We start from the raw sequence: 23,687 nt of genomic DNA, 5'->3' as shown, positions 1-23,687 counted from the left end.
GGTGAGCGATGTATGAAACAAATTTTGAAACACTCGTTTGAAGCGGTAAGCTTACTGACCACTAGCAAGGGTATGCTTGATGTTACGATTGTTCCTGCCTTTAACCAACCTGACTGGCTTATCCCAAGCAGCTTGATTTTGAGTGTGGATGACTATGAAGAAAGTGTCTCAACATATGATTGGCAGCAGCAAGCAGTGGTGGTATTTCATCTACTACCACAGGATCAGTCGCCAGATAAAATAATAGTGTTAGAGGGTAATACCTCAGAGCATCGCTTAGCATTGCAAACGGCAGGCGAGCTCCATCAATTACAAGTACGTATTTCTCAAGTCAAAGATATCGATATTCCTGAGCAACTTAATCATACAGATATCGACAAAACTGTAGTACCTGCTAATGAAAACGTTGTGCTATCCTACCTTTTTCAAACCGTTATGATTGATGACAAAACTTACTTGGTGCCAGATTTGGATAAAATTGCGCATCAATTAATTGATTTAGACAGTTAGTTGCTCGTCTATATTTGAGTGAATTCTTGGCTATCAAGATATTAGCCTAGAAATTTTGCTTATTTCTAATCGCTGGATAAGTGGCTATTTTGTCTATGACATTGATTGTAGATAATGAGTGATAAGGACAATGGGATAGCGCATGAGTAATACAAGTTCACACTTATCAAAGTGGTCTGTCAGTAGTCGTATTTTTCACTGGATCAGTGCAGTTTTATTACTGGTCACATGGGTAATGATATTTTTGTACGACAATCTTGATAGTAACCTTTATATCGGATTGCATAAATCTTTTGGCATCAGCTTATTGTTTTGGATGATAGCACGGGTAATTAACCGTGTAGTGACTAAAGCACCGCCGCCAATATCCATGCCAAAATGGCAATTGTTACTATCAAAATTGTCGCATTTTGGACTTTATGCGCTACTAATTGCCATGCCAATGGCGGGTTTATTGATGTCTGTTTATGGTGGTCGACCTGTTGATATTTTTGGCTTGTTTCAAATCCCTGTGTTTGTGACTCCAGATCGAGGTTTAGCCCGCTTTTATAATGATTTGCATACTGAGATTATCTGGCCAACAATCATTGCATTCACGCTTATTCATATTGCCGCTGCTTTATATCATCAGTTCGTGAAAAAAGACAATTTAATGGCACGTATGAAATAATTGACTTTAAGCGGTTTTTTATCGATGAAAGTATTTTTTTCTACCTAAAAAACGCATATAAAAAACCCTAAGTACGAATACTTAGGGTTTTTTGTGAATACACTTACTATATTTAGTAAGCTAAATAAGTCTGATGCAGCAAATTATTTTTTATGCTCAGGCAAATTGATATTCATCTCTAATACATCTAAGCTGTCCTCAGAACGATGATTGATATTGACATCATCTATCTGTACGCCATTGACATACTTATTAACCACTTCTAATATCTCACGTTTCATTTTTTCGATACGATCAACGGTTAGGCGGTTGTTTAAGCGATTTTCACTAGCAACAATGACCTTAAGGCGTTCAGTCGCTAAATTAGCACTACCGCCACTATTGTTGTCATCAGTACCAAATAGGCTACTCCAAAATCCTTTTTTCTTCGTCATCATTAACCTCCAAACCAACGCTGTAATAGACTCTTTTTCTTCACATCAATATGACGTAATGGGCGTTCTTCGCCTAAGAAACGGGCGACAATGTCATCATAACATTGACCAGCAATAGAGTCGGTATAATGAATAACTGGCTCACCATGGTTCGATGCTTCAAGAACCGAATGGCTTTCAGGAACAACCCCAAGTAAGGGCACTTTTAAGATATCGTTAGAAATCGTATCAATATCCATCATCTCGTTGGCTGCTGCCCGTTCGGCGTTATAACGAGTAATAATCAGATGCTCACGTACAGAACCTTGATTTTCTTCAACTTTTTTGGTTTGGCTTTGCAAAATACCAATAATACGGTCTGAGTCACGTACTGAAGAAATCTCAGGGTTAGTAACAATAATCGCCTCATCCGCATGGTACATTGCCAACTGCGCACCGCGCTCGATACCCGCAGGTGAATCACAGATAATATAGTCAAACTGTTTAGACAGCTCAGCCATAATCTCTGCCACCCCTTCATCCGTCAGTGCGTCTTTATCACGCGTTTGACTGGCGGGTAGGATGTACAAATTTTCGAGTTGTTTATCTTTGACAAGTGCTTGCGACAAACGAGCATTACCGTTGATGACATCAACAAAATCGTAAACAATTCGGTTCTCACAACCCATGATCAAGTCTAGATTACGTAGACCCACATCAAAATCGATAACGACTGTTTTATAGCCACGCAATGCTAAGCCGGCGGCAAAAGAGGCACTTGTCGTGGTTTTGCCCACACCGCCTTTACCTGAAGTGATTACAACTATCTTCGCCACAATGGCACACTCCTATGAATCAATGGGATATCTTTTATATAAATAGCGCAATTACATATTATTCACATACTAAGCATGCACTACCTGCGAAGCTAGCCTAGCACAAATAAACAAAAATTTATAGCAAGTCAATGCTAAAGCCAAAAAACAGCGTATCAGTAAGCCATTCGCTATGGTTACCTAACGTTTTTTAGCCAATACAGCCTTTTGTGAATGATAAAATAAACGCTCATGAACAAGGTAGATAGTGGCAGAGCCAGAGATTCATCATAGAGTATTTTTGTTAAATAAACTTACGCTAATAATGAATCCAATCACCTCAGAGTATTTTATGAAAAATTGCTTGGCTCAGCTTTGTATTTTTCTAATAACCATTTGAACGTTTATGGTTTTCAATAGCATGTTAACTTAGGCATCATCCATAACGGTAAATACCAAGCCTTCACCTTCTATAAACCTCACTTGTACTGATTTATCGATCACATGCTCGGGTAAGTTGTCTCGCAAACAATAAGTACCCGCCACCGAAACCAGTGAAGGATTAAAAACCTGACAGAAAATACGAGCATCTTTGTCGCCTGTTGCTCCTGCAACCAATCGACCTTGGGCGCGACCATAGACATGCAGATTGTTGTCAGTGATGGCTTCAGCGCCGCTATTGACACTATCAGTCAAAATTAAGTCGCCGCCGACGTGGTTGAGGCTTTGTCCTGAGCGTAGCATTTGGTCATAGATCAAGCTGGTAATATGCTCAGCGCTCAATAAAGTCTCTGCTGTGAGCTCTGCTATCGTTGTTTCCACAGCCGACTTGTCAATGGTAGCAGTGTCGCTACTGCCAGCCAAGTCTGCGCTTTTATCCTCTGGTAATTCGCTTGTATTCTCTGGAGCTTTGCTAATTTGAGTAACGGTTTTTTTATTGGCCAAAATCCGCTCAATGCGTTTGCCATCGGCGGGAAATATGGCCAATCGCTGTGCGCGTGCTTGTGAATCGAGCATCCCTGTTACTACGCCGATGGGCTGTAAACCCCATGACCACAACAACTCTACCAATGCTGATAGATCTTGCTCAACCTCACTATCAATGAGAACTGGGATATTGCTGGATTTGTTACTTAGCGTTTCAGCAAGCTGGGCTTCAATAACGCCTAGATCATCTGTACTGAATTGCAAACGTGAAAAGGTCAGCATTTTGCCATAAAACGCCAATGCTGGTACGGCGATCGAGTCCTGATTGTCGTTGCCTGAAACTGTCATATATAAATCCTCAAAAGATAATTCTGTCGCTGTATTCGCGATGCTGTTTTTATTATCGAGTCGTACTGTTTATTTTATGGTTAAGTCGGATGATTGGTCATAGATTGAGCATGTCTTGATGCTTCCATTGTTGTACTTTTACTTGGGCTTCAAATTCCGTCAAACTGTCATCAATGATACTAGAAATTAAAGTATCTAGCGCGCTATTATCCGTGTCTATTTTTGCAATACCGCTCGCAATAGCCATCATCAATGAGTCGAGACGCTGAGGATCAAGGAGGCGTTTATTCAAGGCGTGAACGATATTTTCACCTATATTATGTCCCACGTGTTGTAGTTGCGATTCAATCAAGCTACCAGCAATAGGGATCATGCGCAAATAGCGGCGTAACTCAGGTGTGTTGGCCAATCCTTCTTCGATAGCATTGCCCATTTCGCTGGCCAATATACTGCCGCCGCCTGCTGCTGCCGTCAATTCCTGTAATTTGGGGGCCAATTCTGTACGCAATACAGACAACAGTGCTGCCTCAATCTCATTACGGTTTCGTGCAATCGTGGATTCAATAAGCGATTTGTGTGTCTCAGGATTGGTCAGTTGTTGCCGAAAATTCTGAATAGTTGTCAATATGACGCGGTCAGATAACTCTTCTAATAATAAGTCAATATAGAATTTAATTCGATTGATCCACGGCTGTGGCAGCACTTGGTAGCCAAGTTGGTATAAACGTCGCCCGATAACGACTGCTCGAAACAAACGCAATGCTCGTAGTTGAGGAAAACAGCCTAACACTTCGTACCAATGCACAAAAGGAAAAAAGAACCAGCGATAATAGATTTTTTGTTTAATCGCAACTGCCCAACGTAACAATAATTCAATAATTAAAAATATGGTAAAAAATCCACCAGCTGTACGTAAAGGATCATGTAAGGTGTTTTGATACCAGATGAGCGCATCGCTAATGGTTAGCCACCCTGCGACATGGCGACTAAAGTCACTCATCAAGACCGCATCAGTACTGATCAATAATAGATCAATACTGATGGCAATAATCATCACAATATCGTAAGTGAGTTTTAAGCGACTTGGTTTTGGACGATTGGGTCGTGACGGCTTATCGTCCGATAGATGAGACGACTGATTTGGCACGGGTGCTGAGTCTAGAGACGAGCTAGTAATAGTGGAGGCGGACACAGTCAAACCTTATAAATAATAAATGGCATAAAGAAGCAGCTTAGATAAAATACGCGACTATTGAGTCAGTAAAAATAGACGCTTATCACTGCTCCCATTATCAATGAATCGTTCCAAAAAACAACCCATCTTTTATTAGGGCGTGTTTGATATTCACAAGTAGGCACTGCTGATCGCTAAAACAGTTCCAGACAAGGCGCAAGTTGACGATAATGCTCATGCCTTAGCTAGACTTGCAACGCAGTATGGGGCAGTTTTAGCATCAACCCCAATCATAAAAGCAGGGGACAGGACTCTTTTTTGCCGCTTCATTGATAAAAATAGCCGTATAGAATGACTAAACTTACTATTTTTACCGTCGAATCGCCTAAAAAATAGTCTCTGTCAGTGCCATGGTTGAATTATCAAACACGCCCTATATAGCTGACAGTAAATAAAATGGATACACGATATTATAATGCAAGACTGGGATAAATCTTTCTGGCTTGCTGTGCCGTTGCAGACAGAGGCTACAAAAAATTTATCTCAGTCTCTCTGCCTCTCTTTTATAGTCCATTGACTATTATGGAGAATTAATCATATTTACGTCTTTTCGGTTTTGGGGTTGGTTTCAAATTCAGCCAGCATATCCGTAATCAGCTGATCTTTTTCACGCCATATTTGCTCAACCCATGCAAACATTTGCGCCTTCACAGAGTCGTCATTTTCGTAGCCACCATTTTGAATGCCAGCAAACAAGGCATCAGGTATCTTGATATGTCTGACATCAACGCCTAAGCGCTTAATGTTACCTTTCCATAGATCACTATAAGTTGGTACGCCATCCGGATAGACAATGGTCATATCTAATATACCATCCATGTCTGCGCCTAGCGCATTAATCGCCAATGACAGGCCGCCTGCTCGTGGTTTGAGCAAATGCGTGTAGGGCGACTGCTGCTGAGCGTGCTTGATCTTGGTGAAGCGAGTACCTTCTAGATAATTTAATAAGGTAAATGGTTTGTTTTTCAACAGGGCACAAGCCCGCTTCGCTTCTTCAATGTCTTTACCTTTTAGGGCAGGGTTTTTGGCCACGGCTTCTTTGGAATATCGCCGCATCATTGGGAAGTCTAAAAAATAAAACGCTTGACCTACAATGGGGATATAGATCAGCTCAAATTTGGTAAAAAATCGTGTCAATGGCAGGCGTTTTTCGCCAATATATTGCACGACACTGGTGTCAACCCATGACTGATGGTTGCTGACAAGCAAATATTTACCATTGATATGAACGTCAGCAGGCAAGTTGATACGCCAGTCTTTGCGCGGCAGCATATTGTTGATTAAGGCACTATTGCTACTGATCCAATAAGTGGCGATTTTTATGACGGCTTTGTCCGCAATCGGTGCGCCAGTAAGCGTTTTGCCAAGCCCCATCAACCATAAAGGAATACTACCACCGAAGCTGTTGGTCGCGATGACGCTAGTTGCTGTTGCAAGCGAAACGGCTTTTCCCAGCTTAGGGCTACGTTTGTGCATTTTTTGAATCGTAGAGGTTAGTCGCATGCTCATTCCTTTTCGGTCACGCTTATCAATATAGTTATTCATCATCGGTTTGTTAATTCATCGGTTTTTATCAATAACGCAAATACTGTTTATAAAGGTGAGACTTGATTCATAGCTTCTATGTACTCTGCATAGTCATGGCTTATTCTGTGGCACAATTTTAGCAGAAACGATTGATAGTGTACGGGTGTAAACGTGACTTGTGATAACATTCACGAAGGCGTAAAAGTATGATAACCGCAAACGCTTCCTGCACTTTTTATACATAGATGTGACAAAATATTACACACGATAAAATTGTAATTGCCATAATAATCACGAGTGCAAATATGCACCTATAAAGGATTATCGGAACATATTTATAAAAAACACAACTTATTCATCACTTTTAAGTTAAGAGGAAATACATTATGCGTAATACATTAATAATCGCAGCAGTAGCATCAGGTTTGGCTCTTAGTGGTTGTACGACTGATCCAAACACTGGACAACAACGTTTGAATAAAACGGCGCTTGGTACTTTGGTTGGTGCGGCAGGTGGCGCAACAATTTCAAAAGCAACAGGTGGTGATAAAACAGGTCGTGATGCAGCTATCGGCGCAGCTTTGGGTGCTGGTGTTGGCTATTATATGGAGCGTCAAGCCAAGCAGCTTGAGCAACAAATGGCTGGTACAGGCGTGACGGTTGAGCAAAACCCAACCACAGGTAACATCGATTTGGTTATGCCAGGTAGCATTACTTTCTCATTCGATGACGCTACGCTAAATTCATCTTTCAAACCAACGCTTGATAAGTTGGCTTCAACGATGAATCAGTATAACAAGACTACAGTAAACATCGCAGGTCATACTGATAGCCGAGGTTCAGCTTCATACAATATGGGTCTATCACGTGATCGTGCTTATTCAGTTGCCAATTATCTAACATCGCGCGGTGTTGCTTCTAACCGTGTCAATGTTGTTGCTTATGGCGAATCACGTCCAATAGCTGATAATAATACTGATTATGGCCGCCAGCAAAATCGCCGTGTTGAATTAACTATTAACTCACCACAAAGCGTCAACTAATCACTAGTTTTATATAAGTATTCTTTATATAACGACTGTATATCTTAGTTTTATTTATAAAAAAGATCAGCACTGAGCTGGTCTTTTTTTTGTGCGGAATTCTATTTAATATGTACTTTTGACTGGTTTATTTCAGCGTATCAATGACAGACAAAAGATGACAATAATATGAAATTAATTATTGATAATGATTATCAATAAAACTATACTTTATAAAGATTTTATATTGCTGCAATATTAAGCATTTTATTGTGTATGGTAAATAGTAAATATACCTAGCTACGATATTATTGCGGCAGTATGACCTAATCTAAACCAATTTTCTTTTGCTATATTTCTTGAGGATGTGTATGACAATGACCACCGTAACGAGCCGTAAGATTTTACCAACTACTTTGGCTGCTGCGCTTGCAGGGCTGTTGATGGTGTCAGGTTGTACCAAGCAAACTGAAGAAGACACTGCCGCTAATGCGGAGACGCAAACTGAGGTACAGAATACAGAAGCAGCTGATACGACAAACATGTCAGCTGCTGATAAAGCCCACACCGATCGACTGGTGATAAGCTATGCAAACATGGCGCACGCAGCCTATAAAGACTCGTTAGACACTGCTAAAGTGCTACAAACAGCAGTCGAAACGTACGTAACCACACCCACGCAAGAAAATCTTGACGCTGCAAAATCTGCCTATAAAGCCGCGCGTCAGCCATACTCACAAACTGAAATTTTCCGTTTTGATGAAGGCTTTGTCACAGCCAATGACAAACGTGCTATAGGCAGCATAGATAGCTGGGAGGGACAAGTAAATGCTTGGCCACTTGATGAAGCGCTGATTGATTATGTCAGTGATAGCTATGAAGGTGAGTACAACAGTCCAGATAATATCATCAATAGCGATAGCATTACAGTTGGTAGTGTCAAACAAGATACTGGCACAATTACCCCTGAGTTGTTGGCAGAAATGAATGAGATTGGTGGTAGTGAAGCCAATGTGACGACTGGTTATCATGCCATTGAATTTATGTTATGGGGTCAAGATACCAACGGTGTTGGCGAAGGGGCAGGCAATCGTCCAGTGAGCGATTATGCAACTGAAGCGGGTCAATGCACCAGCGGCGATACAGTCAATGAAGATAGCAGTGTATGTACACGTCGTGGTGAGTTCTTAAAAGCAGCCACGCAATTATTAGTTAATGATCTAACGGCGATGGAAGCCGAATGGCAGCCTGAAAGCGAGAATACCCTCCGCAGTGACTTTATAGCACGCAAATACGATAACGGTCTGCGTCAGATTATGTATCAAATGGGCAGCTTAGCACTGGGTGAGCTGGCTTCTGAGCGTATGCAGGTCGCTTTTGTCACAGGCTCTACCGAAGATGAGCACGAGTGCTTTAGTGATTTGACGCATTTGAGCTATGCCAACAATGCTCGCGGTATCCAAAATGTCTTTAATGGTAGCTATAGGACCGTTGATGGCAAAACCGTCGGTGGTTATGGTGTCAAAAACTATCTGGTCGATACCGGCAATCAAGAAGCGGCTGATAAATTGGCGGCTGATTTTGCAAAAGTAGAAGCCACTTTCAATGTGATTGTTGAAAAAGGTGAAAAAGAAAATATCAAAGTCGATCAAATGATCGCTACAGCCGGTCAAGTAAGCGAACAAGGTATTTCAGCTGATGAACAAAATCTCCGTCGCAGTTGGATTGAGAACAGTATCAACAGTTTACAAGAACTGACTGCTGGTATTGAAAATGCAGCCAAAGCGGTTGGTATTGATAATCTAGACGCTGACGCAGGGTCGCAGTTTTAAGTGAAGATGAATACGCTTAAAACGGTTGGCTATGTCTATTCATAATGCTGGATAATTCGTTATAAGCTTAGCTTATACCTACTTATTTTGATAGAAAAATAAGTAGGTATAATACACACGTTGCCGCCCGCAGTTGGCAACGTGTTTTTTTATATTGTGTTAAAAAATAGTTAAGTCAATATAAAAAAGAGTCTGTGTGACTGGTACAAATTTTTGCAGCCTCTGTCTGCGCAGGCACAGCAAGCAAGAAAATTTTGTATCAGTCTCACTCTATAATGTCGCATATCCATTTTAGGCAGTATCGACTAGCAATGAAGCGTTCTATAACATGCGATTTTGATGGTTCTATGTTAGAACTAAGGTACTCTCTATGAACACCTCGACTGTCTTAAAAGTCAAAAAATCTGTCTCTCTCTCCTCTTGTTTACTCATTAAAACCACGCCATTGAAGCTGACACTGGGCATTTTATGTGCTTTGTCTTTGACTGCCTGTCAACCAGCGGACGATGTGGGGGATAATGCTGCTCATACTGAGAAAAATCCAGTTGTAGCACCTCAACGTGTCCAAACCATAGAAAGGCTGGCTGGCGTATCCATGCAGCAGTTGGCAAGCTTTGATCCGCAAGAGATTAAGCAAGGCGGTGATACGGGACTGAGTATTAGCAGTGCTGAGAGCTACTCCAAACCTTCTTCAAACTTACCAGCTTCGCGTAAAGGGCACTTTTTTATTGGCAATGCCTTTTTCAAGCAACCGTGGGTGATCGCTCCTGCTAGTACCGACAGCCGCGATGGCTTAGGGGCATTGTTTAATGTTGCTGCTTGTCAATCGTGTCATATTAAAGATGGTCGCGGTCATGCACCAATGACCGCGGAAGACGATGCGGACAGTTTGCTCATTCGCCTTGCTATGCCAGCGACCACTGATGAGCAGCGTCAGCAGTTGCAGAATTCATTGATCGAAAAAGTTGCCCATCCGATGTATGGCGGTCAGTTGCAAGATCGAGGTATTCAAGGGGTGCCTGCCGAAGCAAGAATCGCGGTACAGTGGACGGATAAACCCGTCACGTTTGCTGATGGTCATATTGAGACATTGCGCGCGCCAACCTTTACATTGACCAATCCCGGTTATGGTCCATTTGATGATGAGCTGATGGTGTCGCCACGGGTTGCTTTGCCAATGATTGGGCTTGGGCTGCTAGAACAAATCCCTGATGAGGCTATTAAAAATCAAGCTATGAAAGCAAATGGTGATATTAGTGGTAAATTTAATTGGGTAATGGATCCGCAAACTGGCAAACATGCGCTCGGACGTTTTGGTTGGAAAGCGGGTCAAACCAAGCTCATTACTCAAAACCAAAGCGCCTTCAATGAAGATATGGGATTGACGTCGAACATTCGTCCGCATGAGTCTTGTATGCCGATGCAAACGGCTTGTATGAACGCGGCAACTGGGGCTGATGAGCAAGGCAATGGTAAACCACCCGTCGAAGTGAATGATGAAGTGGCAAAATTCGTGGAGTTTTATACACGCAATTTGGCCGTACCGCATCGCCGCAATGCCGACGACAAACAGGTATTGGCTGGCAAAAAACGCTTTTATGATATGGGTTGTCAAAGTTGCCATACGCCACGATATGAGTTGCCAAAAACCGATGACGATCACCTTGAGCAGCATGGACAAGTGATTTATCCTTATACGGATTTACTGCTTCATGATATGGGCGATGATTTGGCTGATCGTACGATTGCGGGTAAATTGCCCCCCAAAACTTTCCAAGTTGAGTTTTTAGCCAACTCTTATGAGTGGCGTACGCCAGCATTATGGGGCATCGGTCTTGCTCAGACGGTTGATCCTCAAGCGACGTTTTTGCATGATGGCCGCGCTCGTACGCTCATGGAGGCAGTACTATGGCATGGTGGAGAAGCACAAAAGCAACAAAAAAGCGTGCTGAAATTGGATAAACAAGGGCGTGCTGAACTGAATGCTTTCTTAAAATCATTATAAGTATAGCTGATCCTAAATATAGTCAATGCCAAATAAAATGTATATACGAGATCATGACGCGAGACTGGCACAAATTTTTCTTGCTTACTGTGCCTACGCAGCTCGATGCGACAAAAAATTTATCCCAGTCTCGCTGACGCTTTTGTATATCGACCTGACTATAAAAGAGACAGGGCCGTATTTATTTTATCTGCCTCATAACATTATCAATATAACGAGTTAAATAATTGCTTATCACATTACCGAGAAATTTATGAAGATAAATCATGCTTTAGCAATGGCGTTATCTGCTTTAAGCGCTGGCCTCCTTATCAGCTGTGTAAAGCCCGCTGATGAGAATAAAGCCCCAGAGGTAGACAGCCAAAAAGTCGCACAAGATAGTGCCACCTCTACCAGCTCAACAGCCGTTACGGGCGACGCTGCGGCTCAAATAACGGCCGTAGACATTAGTGCCGATACGGAGCAGACTTACTTGACCCATGTAGCCAATGATGTAGTTATTCCCGCATATGCTGATGCAGCCAAGCAAAGTGATATATTACATGATTTGGCAAAAAAGCACTGTCAGCAAGCACCAGTCAGCGGTGATGAGCTACAAGCATTGCGTGATCAATGGTTGGTATTGGCACAAGCATGGGCGAGTGCTGAAATGGTGAATTTTGGCCCTGCAACTGCCAGTATGAGCAATCTATATATCAATTACTATCCTGACGAGCGCGGACTGGTACATAGCGGCGTTGCTGAGCTTATTGCTGCCAATCCAAACCTAACTGCTGAGCAACTCGCCAATGAGAGTGCGATTGTCCAAGGCGTACCAGGGTTGGAAGAAGCGTTGTATGCCAATGATAGTCTAAACGCTGGTCAATGTGCTTATGTCATGAGTGCCAGTAGTGCTTTGAGCACGCGTCTAAAAGATATCGAGAAAAACTGGCAGCAAAATTCAGTCGAATTATTAGCAATTGATAAAACGGGCGATAGCGACCAAGGCTTGAACCAATGGTTCAATTCTTTATTGTCTTTAGTTGAGACCATGAAATCAAATGCCATTGAGCAGCCACTGGGTCTAAATGGCAAGACCAAAGGTCATGTACCAGCAGCTACTGCTGGCCAAAGCCGCGCTATTATTAATGCTAAATTGGCCACTTTGAATACAGTGCTGACCGATCCAGTGTTAATCACTATTTTGGGTAGTAATAACCAAAACAACGTGGCGGATAGTCTATCGACGGCGCTTGCCGATACCACGACATTATTGGCACAGATGCCCGAAGACTTAACCACTGCTGATAAAGCCACCCAGCAAAAATTGCTTGATCAACTGACTGTCATTACTCGTTTGATTAAGCGTCAACTGATTCCGACACTTGGTATTCGTGTAGGCTTTAACAGCACTGATGGCGATTGAGTCATGCAAAATACCAACGCCACGCCAGCGATGTCAGTGAGTGAAAATTCCTGTGAATTTTCTAGGTTAGAAAATAGACAAGTAGAGAGGACTTTCGCTCAGGAACTGTTAGTGACGTCAATATTGACAGTAATGGGCACAGCAGCACTGGTCGGTATCCATCACCACTATCGCAAACAGCGTCAGCCTGCTGCGAATTTGCAAGACTACGTAACGGGCGTGCGGGCGCAGTGGCAGTCATTACCCTCCATCTCGCAGCCAGCACTCGTGCGCTTTCGCTACGCTTGTCAACAGGCAACGGCTGCGTGGCAACAGGCTTACCATATCGATTCAATAAAGGATAATGAGTGCGACAATGGCGCTACTGATTTTAGTGCTATACACACCACCACCATGCTGGCGCGCCCTGTATTTTGGGTCAGTGGCGTCGCCTCTATGCCAAAAAACATCACACTGACAAAAGACAGAGACGACACCGTCAATGCCAATGATTTTGGCGTCGTCGGTATTGATGCGGATAGACAAATCGTTTGGCAGATGACCATGCCTGAACGTGTCCACGATATTGTGGTTCAGCCCGTTGCTGATATTCAAAGTACATTTATCGGTAGTAGAAATGGAGACGTCGTGGTGATGGGTCGTCGTCCTAGTGAAAAATTTTGGGTATTGGACACGGCGATAGGGCAAGTTAAATATGCGATTACCGCCACCGCCAATCGTCATTTTTATGGGCATGCGTGCTATAGCTTGGATGGCGCAACGCTATATGTGACTGAAAATGATGCGATAAGCTTGGCTGGGAAAATTGGTATCTACGATGCTCGTCATCATTATCAAAAAATAGCTGAATTTGATTCGCACGGTATTGGGCCGCATGAGCTGATCATACATCCAGATGGTGATACGTTAGTTATCGCCAATGGAGGCATCAAAACTGAAAGAGCGTCGCGCGAAGAGCTAAATCTAGATACTATGCGTCCATCGTTGGTTTATCTCAACCGTCATGATGGCTCGTTGCTTGAGCAAATTATGCCAGAGCACAATCAGATGAGCGTGCGTCATTTAGCCATGCATGACAACGGCACGGTGATGATTGGTATTCAGTTTCAAGGCGCAAAGCACATCAATGTGCCATTAGTACTGACTCATAAACGCGGTGAGACTGACTTTAGGCCTTTAATCATGCCCAATAATCAATGGCAGCGCTTTCATCAATATATTGCCAGCGTGGCAGTAGATAGTGAGCGTAACCAATTATGTGTGACCACACCGATTGGCGGTTGTGCCGCCATATTTGACCTAAATACGCACAGACTGACTGATGCAGTCAGTCTGCCGGACTGCGCAGGGGCATCGGTTTTATCAAACAATAGCAGTAGCAAGACTAAGCAAACTCATGAGCATAGTGAAAAAGCAGGTTTTATTGTTAGTGATGGGCAAGGCCAGTTGACCACGTTATCTATAAGAGACATACCTGCGACAGATATAAGCTCGAGTGATAGTGCTGGGCGTATATTTGCCGACAGTCAATACCATATGATGTCCTTTGACAATCACTTGCAAGCGCTTTGAAAATGAGTCTATTGCCAGAGTATAAGACTCCTTTATTGGAGAGTGCTATCCAGCGCTTGGCAAGAGGAGGTATTGAGTTAAAAATAACCAAAAAGCGCGTCAAAAACATCAATTTTCGTCTAAAGCCTTATAAGTTGATGGTATCTGTACCGATATTTATCAGCACTGCGCAGATCGGGCAAGCCGTTGCTAAGCGCGTACCATGGGCGATTGCTCACCATCCACAAGTATTAGAGCAACATCAGCGCAAACCGTTACCTATATCCCAAACTTCAACGGCAGACAGTCCGCTATTGCTTTGGGGTATTGCGCAACCGCTTGTATTGAGTCATGATGAAAAAATCGCGTATTATCGACAAGAGCTTGCTGCAGTCATAACGGTGTTATTTGATAAGTGGCAACCAGTCGTTGGAGCAGCCGCCAATGAGATACGCCTGAAAAAAATGCACACACGCTGGGGCAGTTGTAACACTCGGGCGCGCCGAATTTGGCTATCGGTTTATTTGCCCGCTTATCCTATAGAGTGTACCGAGTATGTCATTGTCCATGAGCTGTGTCATTTGCATCATGCCAATCACAGCCGCGCGTTTTGGCAAACGGTGGCGACAGCGATGCCAGACTATCGGCGCTGGCATGACATGTTAGCAGGTAAAACAGGACAGTTAGATTAACCTTATTACCTTAGCATTATCAAAAATTTCAGTAAGCCTGAAATGCTAAGTCATAACGGTAAATACACAAGGATGTCATATGAAAAACGTCAGCCAAGCGGAATTTTGGCAGCAGCGTTACAAGCAAGACAATATCGGTTGGGATATGGGTGAGGTGTCACCGCCCCTAAAAGCTTACATTGACCAATTACCTGACTCAGCTAAAGATCAGGCTATTTTGGTCGCTGGTGCTGGTAATGCCTATGAAGTAGGCTACTTACATGAGCAAGGTTTTACCAATGTCACTTTGGTTGATTTTGCACTTGCACCTATTGAGGCGTTTGCTGAGCGTTATCCTGACTTTCCAGCTGAGCATTTACTTTGCGCTGATTTTTTTGATTTATCGCCTGAGCAATACCGGTTTGATTGGGTACTTGAGCAAACGTTTTTTTGTGCGATAAATCCGTCGCGCCGTAATGAATATGTCCAGCAGATGGCGGCACTGCTCAAGCCTAATGGTAAGCTGGTTGGTTTGCTATTTGCGAAGGATTTTGGACGAGAGGATCCGCCATTTGGTGGGACGAAAGAAGAGTATCAGCAGCGTTTTGAGACTCATTTTGAGATTGAAATTATGGAGCCTAGTCGTAATTCACATCCAGCGAGGCAGGGCAGTGAGTTGTTTATTCAGATGCACGTAAAAACCTAATCTCACGCGCGATATTTTCTCGCGCCTGCATCTCTAAGCGTTCATAGTAGTATTTAGTGAGATACAGTTGTGCATGCGCCAATAATCTCTCTAAAACTGTTATTCGTCCGGCGCGGTAGTCCATAGCTGGAATATGCGCATACTCTTGGCGTACAGCGTGAGCATACTGTTCATACTCCGACCAAGATGCCCCTAAAATACTTAAGTCCATATCTAGTAAATACGCCGCATCGCTGCTCTTATCATTGTCTGCCAGTTCAGCAAGTTGATGACTAGCAGTCATCATGATAAGTGCGTGAATAGTTTGGCATTGCTCTTCATTTAGGTAGCACTTTAGCTGATCTATTGCGTATGCTGCACTTTTTAGCTCATTGTCTGAGCGTGTCGGATTGTATATGACATCATGATAATAGAGTGCTAAGGCGATGAGATGCGGTTCACTGAGTTTGTGATTGATTTTGTCAAACTGGACAAACAGCTGCTGGATATGACGTAAGCTATGATAGGCGCGCTGGGTTTCGTTGTAACGAGCTGCGATATCCAGCCAGAGTGTCTTTGCTTGCGCTGACGTGACATCAGTATTAATGGCAAATAAATGCAAAGTAAATCGATTACCCAGCTCAGCATCTATTGGCGAAAAATCGTTCATCATTAACCTGACTTTTTATGTAAGATTATCAGTACCATGGTTTTTAGTAGTAGCCTCTTCAAACGCTTGCTTAAATACTTTACCCAGCAAATTGACATCATCGACGCGGGCGTAGTTCAGACGGGTGACAAAGGCGATATGACGATGCGGCCCTTCTTCTGCTAGTGGCACTGCGACCGCATTTTGATTTTGCAGATGCAATTGATCAAGCGCCATTTCAGGCACCAATGTCGTACCCATGTTGGCAAGCGCCATCTGAATAAGAGTATTGAGGCTGGCATCTGAAAAACTGGATTTCATTTGCGTGCGGTCAAAATGACAGACAGACAGCGTTTGGTCAGTCAAACAATGGCCTTCACCCAATAGCATAAGATTAGCAGTGGTCAGCTCATCGGCATTGATGGTTTCAAGCGTGGCATGCACGTCGTTTTTTGGAAATACCGCAAAAAAATCTTCGCTCCAAAACTCAAAGCTGTGCAGCCCATCTACGGCATAAGGCAAGGCGATGATAGCGGTGTCAATATGACCGTAACGTACTTGTTCGAGCAGGCGCTCCGTTTGTTGTTCAACGATGCTCATCCGAAACTCTGGATAGTGCTTTCGCAGCGCAGGCAACACTTTAGGGAGTAGATAGGGGGCAATAGTTGGAATAATGCCAACCGTCATCGGGTAGGCCAGCGGAGACTGATGGCTATGCGCCCGCGTGGTCAGATCGTGTACTTCAGAAAAAACGCGCTGCGCTCGAGTCAGAATGTCTTCACCGATAGGCGTGATTAAGACTTGTTTGTTATTACGTTCAAAAATCTGGGTATCCAGTTGTTTTTCTAATTCTGCGATACCCAAGCTGAGTGCAGATTGCGAGATGTTGCAGTCTTCTGCTGCACGTTTGAAATGACGGTGTTTGGCCACGGCTAAAGCAAACTCAAGCTGACGTAAAGTAATCATAAAACCTCTCTATTAATGGGCTTTTAGCGCAATTTGTGATGCTGGCTCATCTGACATACTCAGGCGATGTATATTCGATTCTAATTAAAAAAGCTACATTATATTTCAATGCGGAACTGGTATAAATTTTTCTTGCTTGCTGTGCCTGCGCAGACAGAGGCGGCGAAAAATTCATTCCAGTTCCTCTGGCTTGTTTTTATACTGAATCACTATAATGTATTATTAAAGTTCTTAATCAAATAGTCACTTACGTATAGTACACTGATGATGAAAAGCAGAGAGAATAGTTTAACAAGTTTAATAAAACAAAACATCACATTAAAAACTTTTAACTGGATTAACGATAGAATTCGCGTATAGTTTGTCAGGTAGCCCAGATAGCATATAGGGTTAGTTCAGTTAATTGTATAAATAAATCTCAATCAACCTAACTATAAAGGAGCCAATCATGGCGTCTATTATCAATCAAGAAATTCCAGAATTTTCAGCAGATGCATATGTAAATGGTGAATTCAAAACCATCACTTCAGAAGACGTAAAAGGTAGCTGGGCAATTTTCTTATTCTATCCAGCTGATTTCACTTTTGTTTGCCCAACTGAACTTGAAGACATGGCAAACCATTATGAAGAACTAAAAGGCTTGGGCGTAGAAGTATACTCAGTATCAACCGATACTCATTTCACGCATAAAGCATGGCATGACTCTTCAGACGCCATCGGTAAAGTAAACTATCCAATGATCGGCGATCCAACTGGTAAAATCACTCGTGGCTTCAACGTCATGATTGAAGAAGCAGGTTTGGCTGAGCGCGGTACATTCCTAGTGGATCCTGATGGTCTGATCCAAGTAGCTGAAATCCATGCTGGCGGTATTGGCCGTAGTGCTAAAGACATGCTGCGTAAAGTAAAAGCAGCACAATATGTTCGTGAAAACGATGGCGAAGTTTGCCCAGCAGCTTGGGAACAAGGCGGCGATACACTAAAGCCAAGTCTTGATCTTGTTGGTAAAATCTAAGACTAAAAATATTTAACTGTTGTTTATCTTACAAAGGTAAATGCTAAATATCGTAAAGGCTCTATCAGCAATGGTTGATAGAGCCTTTTTTTGGTTGTCTAAAAGTTTTTTATATTAATAAGCGTTCTTCTTATAAAAGCGATTCTATTTTTTCACATAATTTACTGTCTGTTAGATTTAGTCATATTAATTACAACCTATCCACAAACTGTCACGTAAGGCTATTCGATTTTTAGCCCAGTCTCGTTATCCTAGTAATTAAAGTAAGCAAATCATCATTACTGCTAAAAAAACAGTTTATAGATGAAGACTATAAAGAAAAAATAAAGCGAAGCGCATTTTTGCTTATCAAGCCTTTATGTATATACGGGTAATATAACCGTTTTAATGAAAAATCATGTTAAAAAAAGGAATTATTATGAGTGATAATAAATCATCTGAAGAAGGTTTCCCTAAGGATCAACAACAATCATTACCGGGTTCACAGCAGGAGCAAACGCCCATGCCTGAGGTTTTACCGCGCGACTATCCAAACGGTAAGCTCGCTGGGAAGGTAGCCGTTATAACGGGTGCAGATAGTGGTATTGGACAAGCGGTTGCTATTCTGTTTGCCAAAGAAGGTGCGGATGTGGTGGTCAGTTATTTATGCGAAGATGAAGATGCCAATAAGACCAAAAAGTATGTCGAATCTTACAATCAACGTTGTGTCTTGGTGGCTTCTGATCTATCGCAAGAATCCAATTGTAAAGCCCTTATCGATAAGGCCATTTCTGAGTTTGGTAAGATTGATATCTTGGTCAATAACGCCGCCATGCAGGTTGAGCAAGAGTCATTAACTGATATCAGTACTGAGCAATTTGATAAAACGCTGCATACCAATTTCTATCCACACTTCTGGTTGAGTAAGCTTGCGCTACCACATATGAAATCAGGTAGTAGCATTATCAATACAACATCGATTACTGCCTATCGCGGCAGCGGTCATCTGATTGATTATGCTTCTACTAAAGGTGCAATTTTATCGTTCACTCGTGCGCTGGCGACCAATTTAACCAGTGAGAAAAAAGGTATTCGCGTTAATGGTGTAGCACCTGGACCTATTTGGACACCTCTCATTGTGGCATCGTTTACGCCTGATGAGATAGAAAGCTTTGGACAAGACAATCCGATGGGACGTCCCGGTCAACCCAATGAGGTAGCGCCTGCTTATTTATATCTAGCAAGTGATGACGCAAGCTATGTTACAGGACAAGTCATTCATGTGAATGGTGGTGAAATTATTGGTGGGTAAGTGTCTGCTCATGTAGAGAACCAATAATCAACAGTTCTAAATGTTAGACAAAAAACAGCCGTTTATGTGCTAGTTAACGATTTAACGAACCACATAAGCGGCTACTTTATAATGTAATTTTTAAACGGTGTAGCACTCAAACGATGTAACTGTCAAAAAATAGCGATTGTTTGTTAATTCAAAGAGTGCGTTTTGTTTTTCTCAATCACTCTATAAATCTCATCTTTAAGATGAAGCTTTCGCCGCTTCATTTGCTCTATTTCTTCTTCACGACTGGCGTGTTGTATCACATCCTTTTCAAGATGATTGATCTGCTGGTCGAGCTGAGTATGCTCATCAAATATATTCGAAAAATGGCTGTCTTTTTGTTTAAGCTCAGCGATGATCTCTTTGTTATCTTGAAACGTTTCGGTCTTTCTCATCTGCTCATCCTTGTTATGAGGCGCAAGCTTGCGATAAGCAATCGCGCATGGTTGTTAAGACTTTTTGTGATAGTGATAGTGATACTTAAGTGTTCTGAATACAAACCGTTATCGATCTCATTTGATTGTAGCGAAAAAAGAATATCGGTGCTATAGCAATAATCCGCCTGTATATTTAAATTTAATTAAATATCATGGTTTATGATTTGTTTTATAAAACTCAAAGTTTGAGTTTCTCAGCTTGTCTAAAGGCTTGTAACCAATGATAATAGGGACATCAAAAGGCAGAAGCCTATAGCATTTTAGACAAATTATGAGTATCAAATAATCCATATTTCGACGCGTGACATGACAGTTACCGTTACATATTCAGTAATAATGAGGAACAAACATGATAGATCAAAATTTATTAGACGCGGTAAAAACCTATAGCGAAAACATGACCCGTCCGATTAGCTTTGTATTGGGTAGCGGTGAACACAGTAAACGTGCCGAGTTGATTGATTTTTTGACCAAGATTGCGGGTACAACCGATAAAATCAATTTTGATAGCACAGTGACAGATGACAGCTTGCCAAGTCCGATCAGCTTTGCGGTTCGTAGTCATATCGATGGCGCTCTGACTGACACGGGCATCGTGTTTAGTGGTATTCCAGGCGGTCACGAATTCACCTCGTTGATTTTGGCGATTTTGCAAGCGGGTGGTCACACTTTAAAGCTAGATGAAGGCGTGCAAAAGCTTGTCAAACGTTTTAATAAGCCGCTACAATTTCAGACTTACGTGTCGCTATCTTGCCACAGCTGTCCTGATGTGGTGCAAGCGCTGAATCAATTTGCGCTACTCAATGATGGTATCAGTAACGAGATGATCGATGGGGCATTGTTTCAAGAGCAAGTCGATGCCAACAATATCCAAGGCGTACCAGCGGTATTCTTAAATGGCAAGCCTTTTGCTAATGGTAAAATTGACACGGCTAAGTTGATCGAAAAACTACAAGAGCAATATCCTGACTTGTTGGACGAGGCCAGTGATGACGATGCTGAGCAACTAGAGCAGCAAGACGTGACTATCATTGGTGCAGGTCCTGCTGGGGTTGCCGCTGCTATCTATACGGCTCGTAAAGGGCTAAAAGTGACCATGGTGGCTGACCGTATCGGCGGTCAAGTTAAAGACACACAAGACATCGAAAACTTAATTTCTGTGCCGCTCACCAATGGTACAGACCTATCGACCAACTTTGTCAAACATTTGGGCGAATACAACATCACGCTCAAAGAGCATGTCAGTGTCAAAGAGATTGGTGAAACCAAAGACGAAAACTATAGCATCCATCTCAATACAGGTGAGATCTTTAACACTCGCAGTATCATTCTAGCGACTGGTGCCCAATGGCGTAAACTTGGTGTACCAGGTGAAGACGAAAATGTCGGTAAAGGTGTGGCTTATTGTGCGCACTGTGATGGTCCGTTCTTTAAAGGCAAAGAAGTGGCTGTCGTTGGTGGCGGTAATTCAGGTATTGAAGCAGCGCTAGACCTTGCTGGTATCGTAAAACATATCACGGTTCTTGAGTTTGCTGATGGCTTAAAAGCCGATCAGGTATTGATTAACAAAGCCAAAGAAAAGACCAATATCGATATCGTGACCAGTGCCGCGACCAAAGAAATTAAAGCAACCGATGGTAAAGTTAGCTCAATTGTCTACGAAGACCGTAACACGAGCGAGACCAAAGAGATTGAGCTGGCAGGGGTATTCGTACAGATTGGTCTCGTACCAAATACTGGATTTGTCAAAGGCTTTGTGGATCTGAATCGCTTTGGCGAGATTGAGATTGATGAGCGTTGCCGTACGGATCGTAGAGGAATCTTTGCTTGTGGTGATGTGACCACGGTTCCATTTAAGCAAATTAATATTGCGATGGGTGAGGGTTCAAAAGCGGCATTGTCAGCATTTGAGTACTTAGTAATGCAGTAAGTTATTTAGCGTAAGATTTAGAAGCCACCTCAATTGAGGTGGCTTTTTTTTGCGCTTGTGTAGGAATTTTTCTATAGAATAGCGCCTAAAGTTTAGAAACCAGTCATTTGGATGAGTGAACAGAGCAATTTCTCTCAAAAAATGTCATTATTTGAGTTACAAAGTCGTCATTCGCGTTACAAATGCGTGTCTTAGATGCGATAATGAGCTTGAAAAAACCTATCATAGCATTATGTAATACAAGGAAAATAGGTATGGAATACATTGAATCTTTTTTCGCCCTACTCGGCGATCTAACGTGGGGCTGGGCACTCGTGCCTATGTTAATTATTTTTGGTTTATTATTTACCATTGTGGGCAGGTTCGCTCAGTTTACATATTTTAAACGTATGTTCCGTGTGTTTAAGACGGATGAGGTAGGAGATGACGGCATTTCTGCCCGTCAGGCGTTGCTCGTTTCGATCGGTGGGCGTGTTGGCGGTGGTAATATTGCAGGTGTTGCCGTTGCAATCTCTTTAGGTGGCCCCGGCGCGGTTTTTTGGATGTGGGTTGTAGCCCTTATTGGGATGATGACCAGTATTGTTGAGTGTAGCTTGGCTCAGCTTTATAAGCGTAGAGACAATGATGGTAACTTTCGCGGCGGCCCTGCAACCTATATCCTGCACGGTCTAGGTAAAGATTATCGCTGGCTCGCCGTCATTTATGCGGTCTCGCTACTACTGTCTTTCTCTATTGGGTTTGTGGCGTTCCAAGGCAATACGGTAGCAGGTTCTGCGCTTGAAAGTTTCGGCATTGATCGCTGGATATCAGGTGCGGTGCTAGTTGTTGCAGGTGGATTCATTGTCTTTGGCGGTATCCAGCGTATTGCAAAAGTAGCCGACGTTGTCATTCCTGTGATGGCATTGATCTATATTGGCATGGCGCTGATTGTCATCGTGCTTAATATTACTGAATTGCCTGCGTTGATGGCGATGATTGTCAAAAATGCATTCGGTATTGAATCTGTCGTCGGCGGCGGTATTGGTGTGGCGATTGAGCAAGGCATGAAGCGAGGTCTGTTCTCTAATGAAGCAGGTTTGGGTTCTGCGCCTAACATTGCAGCCACCGCTTATGCCACACATCCTGTCAGTCAAGGTATCTCGCAGTCATTATCGGTGTTTATTGATACGATCGTCGTCTGTAGTGCTACGGCATTTATGATTTTGCTGAGTGGTGTTTATCAACCAGGTGCCGAAGTCGATGGTATTGTACTGGCACAGCAAGCGCTTACGGCTCAGCTGGGCGACTGGTCACAGTATGTTCTGACCATCTCACTATTGTTATTTGCATTGAGTTCTATCATGTATAACTACTACATGGGTGAAAATGCGATTAACTTCTTAGTTAAGAAGAATATCAAAACGGCAACCTTGGTGTTACGCATTGTGGTGATTGCGATCTTGTTCTTGGGCGCAGTAGCACCCACGGCAACCGCTGTGTTCTTCTTCGCTGATCCATTGATGGGCGTACTCGCACTAGCCAACTTGTTGGCCTTGATCATGCTCTTCCCGCGTGCCAAGCGTCTACTTGACGACTTTGCAAGTCAATTAAAATCAGGCGTTAAAGAGCCATTATTCGATGCACAAGAGTATGAAAAGTTGGATCTTGATTTGAGTGCATGGGGTAAAAAGGCAGTAAAAGAAGCGTTAGATCAAAAACAGTAATACGCATACGCTTTATATTTTATGAAAAAATGAACCACTTTAACTAACGTTAAA

General features: G+C 42.7%; 21 protein-coding genes. 13 read left to right on the top strand and 8 right to left on the bottom strand.

The window, feature by feature from the left end:
* Positions 1–12 precede the first annotated feature (12 nt).
* On the top strand, positions 13–510 hold the full coding sequence (locus tag JMY02_RS04725) for a hypothetical protein (RefSeq protein WP_201595767.1): 498 nt from the start codon (positions 13–15) through the stop codon (positions 508–510).
* A 142-nt stretch (positions 511–652) separates the two neighbouring features.
* Positions 653–1,180 carry a cytochrome b gene (locus JMY02_RS04720; protein ID WP_201595764.1) on the top strand — a complete coding sequence of 176 codons (528 nt, stop codon included), beginning with the start codon at positions 653–655 and terminating at the stop codon, positions 1,178–1,180.
* 143 nt (positions 1,181–1,323) lie between these two features.
* Here JMY02_RS04720 and minE read toward each other — a convergent pair whose 3' ends face one another.
* The 5 genes from minE to JMY02_RS04695 form a co-directional block, all read right to left on the bottom strand.
* Positions 1,324–1,614 (bottom strand): cell division topological specificity factor MinE, encoded by a 291-nt coding sequence (minE, locus tag JMY02_RS04715; protein ID WP_040642038.1) that lies wholly within the window; start codon positions 1,612–1,614, stop codon positions 1,324–1,326.
* Positions 1,615–1,616: 2 nt separating this feature from the next.
* The gene (gene minD, locus JMY02_RS04710) at positions 1,617–2,429 is read right to left on the bottom strand and encodes a septum site-determining protein MinD (RefSeq protein WP_021813732.1); all 813 of its coding nucleotides are present in this window, start codon (positions 2,427–2,429) and stop codon (positions 1,617–1,619) included.
* 408 nt (positions 2,430–2,837) lie between these two features.
* A complete protein-coding gene (gene minC / locus JMY02_RS04705; RefSeq protein WP_201595761.1) occupies positions 2,838–3,683 on the bottom strand; it encodes a septum site-determining protein MinC in 846 nt (281 codons plus the stop codon).
* Positions 3,684–3,780: 97 nt separating this feature from the next.
* Positions 3,781–4,875: a hypothetical protein gene (locus JMY02_RS04700; RefSeq protein ID WP_227678415.1), complete on the bottom strand. Its 1,095-nt coding sequence runs from the start codon at positions 4,873–4,875 to the stop codon at positions 3,781–3,783.
* A 582-nt stretch (positions 4,876–5,457) separates the two neighbouring features.
* Positions 5,458–6,420 (bottom strand): acyltransferase, encoded by a 963-nt coding sequence (locus JMY02_RS04695; RefSeq protein WP_201595758.1) that lies wholly within the window; start codon positions 6,418–6,420, stop codon positions 5,458–5,460.
* Between the two features lie 410 nt (positions 6,421–6,830).
* On the opposite strand from JMY02_RS04695, the gene JMY02_RS04690 reads away from it, so the two are divergent.
* The 7 genes from JMY02_RS04690 (at position 6,831) to JMY02_RS04660 (ending at position 15,636) form a co-directional block, all read left to right on the top strand.
* A complete protein-coding gene (locus tag JMY02_RS04690; RefSeq protein WP_201595755.1) occupies positions 6,831–7,487 on the top strand; it encodes an OmpA family protein in 657 nt (218 codons plus the stop codon).
* Between the two features lie 350 nt (positions 7,488–7,837).
* The gene (locus tag JMY02_RS04685; RefSeq protein ID WP_201595753.1) at positions 7,838–9,298 is read left to right on the top strand and encodes an imelysin family protein; all 1,461 of its coding nucleotides are present in this window, start codon (positions 7,838–7,840) and stop codon (positions 9,296–9,298) included.
* Between the two features lie 370 nt (positions 9,299–9,668).
* A complete protein-coding gene (locus JMY02_RS04680) occupies positions 9,669–11,303 on the top strand; it encodes a di-heme oxidoreductase family protein (protein WP_201595750.1) in 1,635 nt (544 codons plus the stop codon).
* A 253-nt stretch (positions 11,304–11,556) separates the two neighbouring features.
* The gene (locus JMY02_RS04675) at positions 11,557–12,708 is read left to right on the top strand and encodes an imelysin family protein (RefSeq protein WP_201595747.1); all 1,152 of its coding nucleotides are present in this window, start codon (positions 11,557–11,559) and stop codon (positions 12,706–12,708) included.
* Between the two features lie 3 nt (positions 12,709–12,711).
* The gene (locus tag JMY02_RS04670; protein ID WP_227678414.1) at positions 12,712–14,280 is read left to right on the top strand and encodes a DUF1513 domain-containing protein; all 1,569 of its coding nucleotides are present in this window, start codon (positions 12,712–12,714) and stop codon (positions 14,278–14,280) included.
* A gap of 2 nt (positions 14,281–14,282) precedes the next feature.
* The gene (locus tag JMY02_RS04665) at positions 14,283–14,951 is read left to right on the top strand and encodes a M48 family metallopeptidase (RefSeq protein WP_201595744.1); all 669 of its coding nucleotides are present in this window, start codon (positions 14,283–14,285) and stop codon (positions 14,949–14,951) included.
* 79 nt (positions 14,952–15,030) lie between these two features.
* Complete coding sequence (locus JMY02_RS04660; RefSeq protein WP_201595741.1) at positions 15,031–15,636, top strand: methyltransferase domain-containing protein; 606 nt, start codon at positions 15,031–15,033, stop codon at positions 15,634–15,636.
* Here JMY02_RS04660 and JMY02_RS04655 read toward each other — a convergent pair.
* Both JMY02_RS04655 and JMY02_RS04650 read right to left on the bottom strand, forming a co-directional pair.
* On the bottom strand, positions 15,611–16,288 hold the full coding sequence (locus JMY02_RS04655) for an HD domain-containing protein (protein WP_227678413.1): 678 nt from the start codon (positions 16,286–16,288) through the stop codon (positions 15,611–15,613). The genes JMY02_RS04660 and JMY02_RS04655 overlap by 26 nt on opposite strands.
* A gap of 12 nt (positions 16,289–16,300) precedes the next feature.
* A complete protein-coding gene (locus JMY02_RS04650) occupies positions 16,301–17,230 on the bottom strand; it encodes a hydrogen peroxide-inducible genes activator (RefSeq protein WP_201595738.1) in 930 nt (309 codons plus the stop codon).
* A 448-nt stretch (positions 17,231–17,678) separates the two neighbouring features.
* Here JMY02_RS04650 and ahpC point away from each other — a divergent pair, with 448 nt between their 5' ends.
* The gene (gene ahpC, locus JMY02_RS04645; protein WP_131656761.1) at positions 17,679–18,245 is read left to right on the top strand and encodes an alkyl hydroperoxide reductase subunit C; all 567 of its coding nucleotides are present in this window, start codon (positions 17,679–17,681) and stop codon (positions 18,243–18,245) included.
* 418 nt (positions 18,246–18,663) lie between these two features.
* A complete protein-coding gene (locus tag JMY02_RS04640) occupies positions 18,664–19,536 on the top strand; it encodes an SDR family oxidoreductase (protein ID WP_201595735.1) in 873 nt (290 codons plus the stop codon).
* Positions 19,537–19,709: 173 nt separating this feature from the next.
* Here JMY02_RS04640 and JMY02_RS04635 read toward each other — a convergent pair whose 3' ends face one another.
* Positions 19,710–19,958, bottom strand: a complete 249-nt coding sequence (locus tag JMY02_RS04635; RefSeq protein WP_201595732.1) for a YdcH family protein — start codon at positions 19,956–19,958, stop codon at positions 19,710–19,712.
* Positions 19,959–20,349: 391 nt separating this feature from the next.
* On the opposite strand from JMY02_RS04635, the gene ahpF reads away from it, so the two are divergent.
* Both ahpF and JMY02_RS04625 read left to right on the top strand, forming a co-directional pair.
* On the top strand, positions 20,350–21,930 hold the full coding sequence (ahpF, locus tag JMY02_RS04630; protein ID WP_201595729.1) for an alkyl hydroperoxide reductase subunit F: 1,581 nt from the start codon (positions 20,350–20,352) through the stop codon (positions 21,928–21,930).
* A 254-nt stretch (positions 21,931–22,184) separates the two neighbouring features.
* The gene (locus JMY02_RS04625) at positions 22,185–23,633 is read left to right on the top strand and encodes an alanine/glycine:cation symporter family protein (RefSeq protein ID WP_201595727.1); all 1,449 of its coding nucleotides are present in this window, start codon (positions 22,185–22,187) and stop codon (positions 23,631–23,633) included.
* Positions 23,634–23,687: the final 54 nt, after the last annotated feature.

This window comes from Psychrobacter vallis, assembly GCF_904846715.1.
GTDB lineage: Bacteria > Pseudomonadota > Gammaproteobacteria > Pseudomonadales > Moraxellaceae > Psychrobacter > Psychrobacter vallis.
Note: the sequence above shows the minus strand (reverse complement) of the source record. Positions and strands in the feature narration are given on the sequence as shown.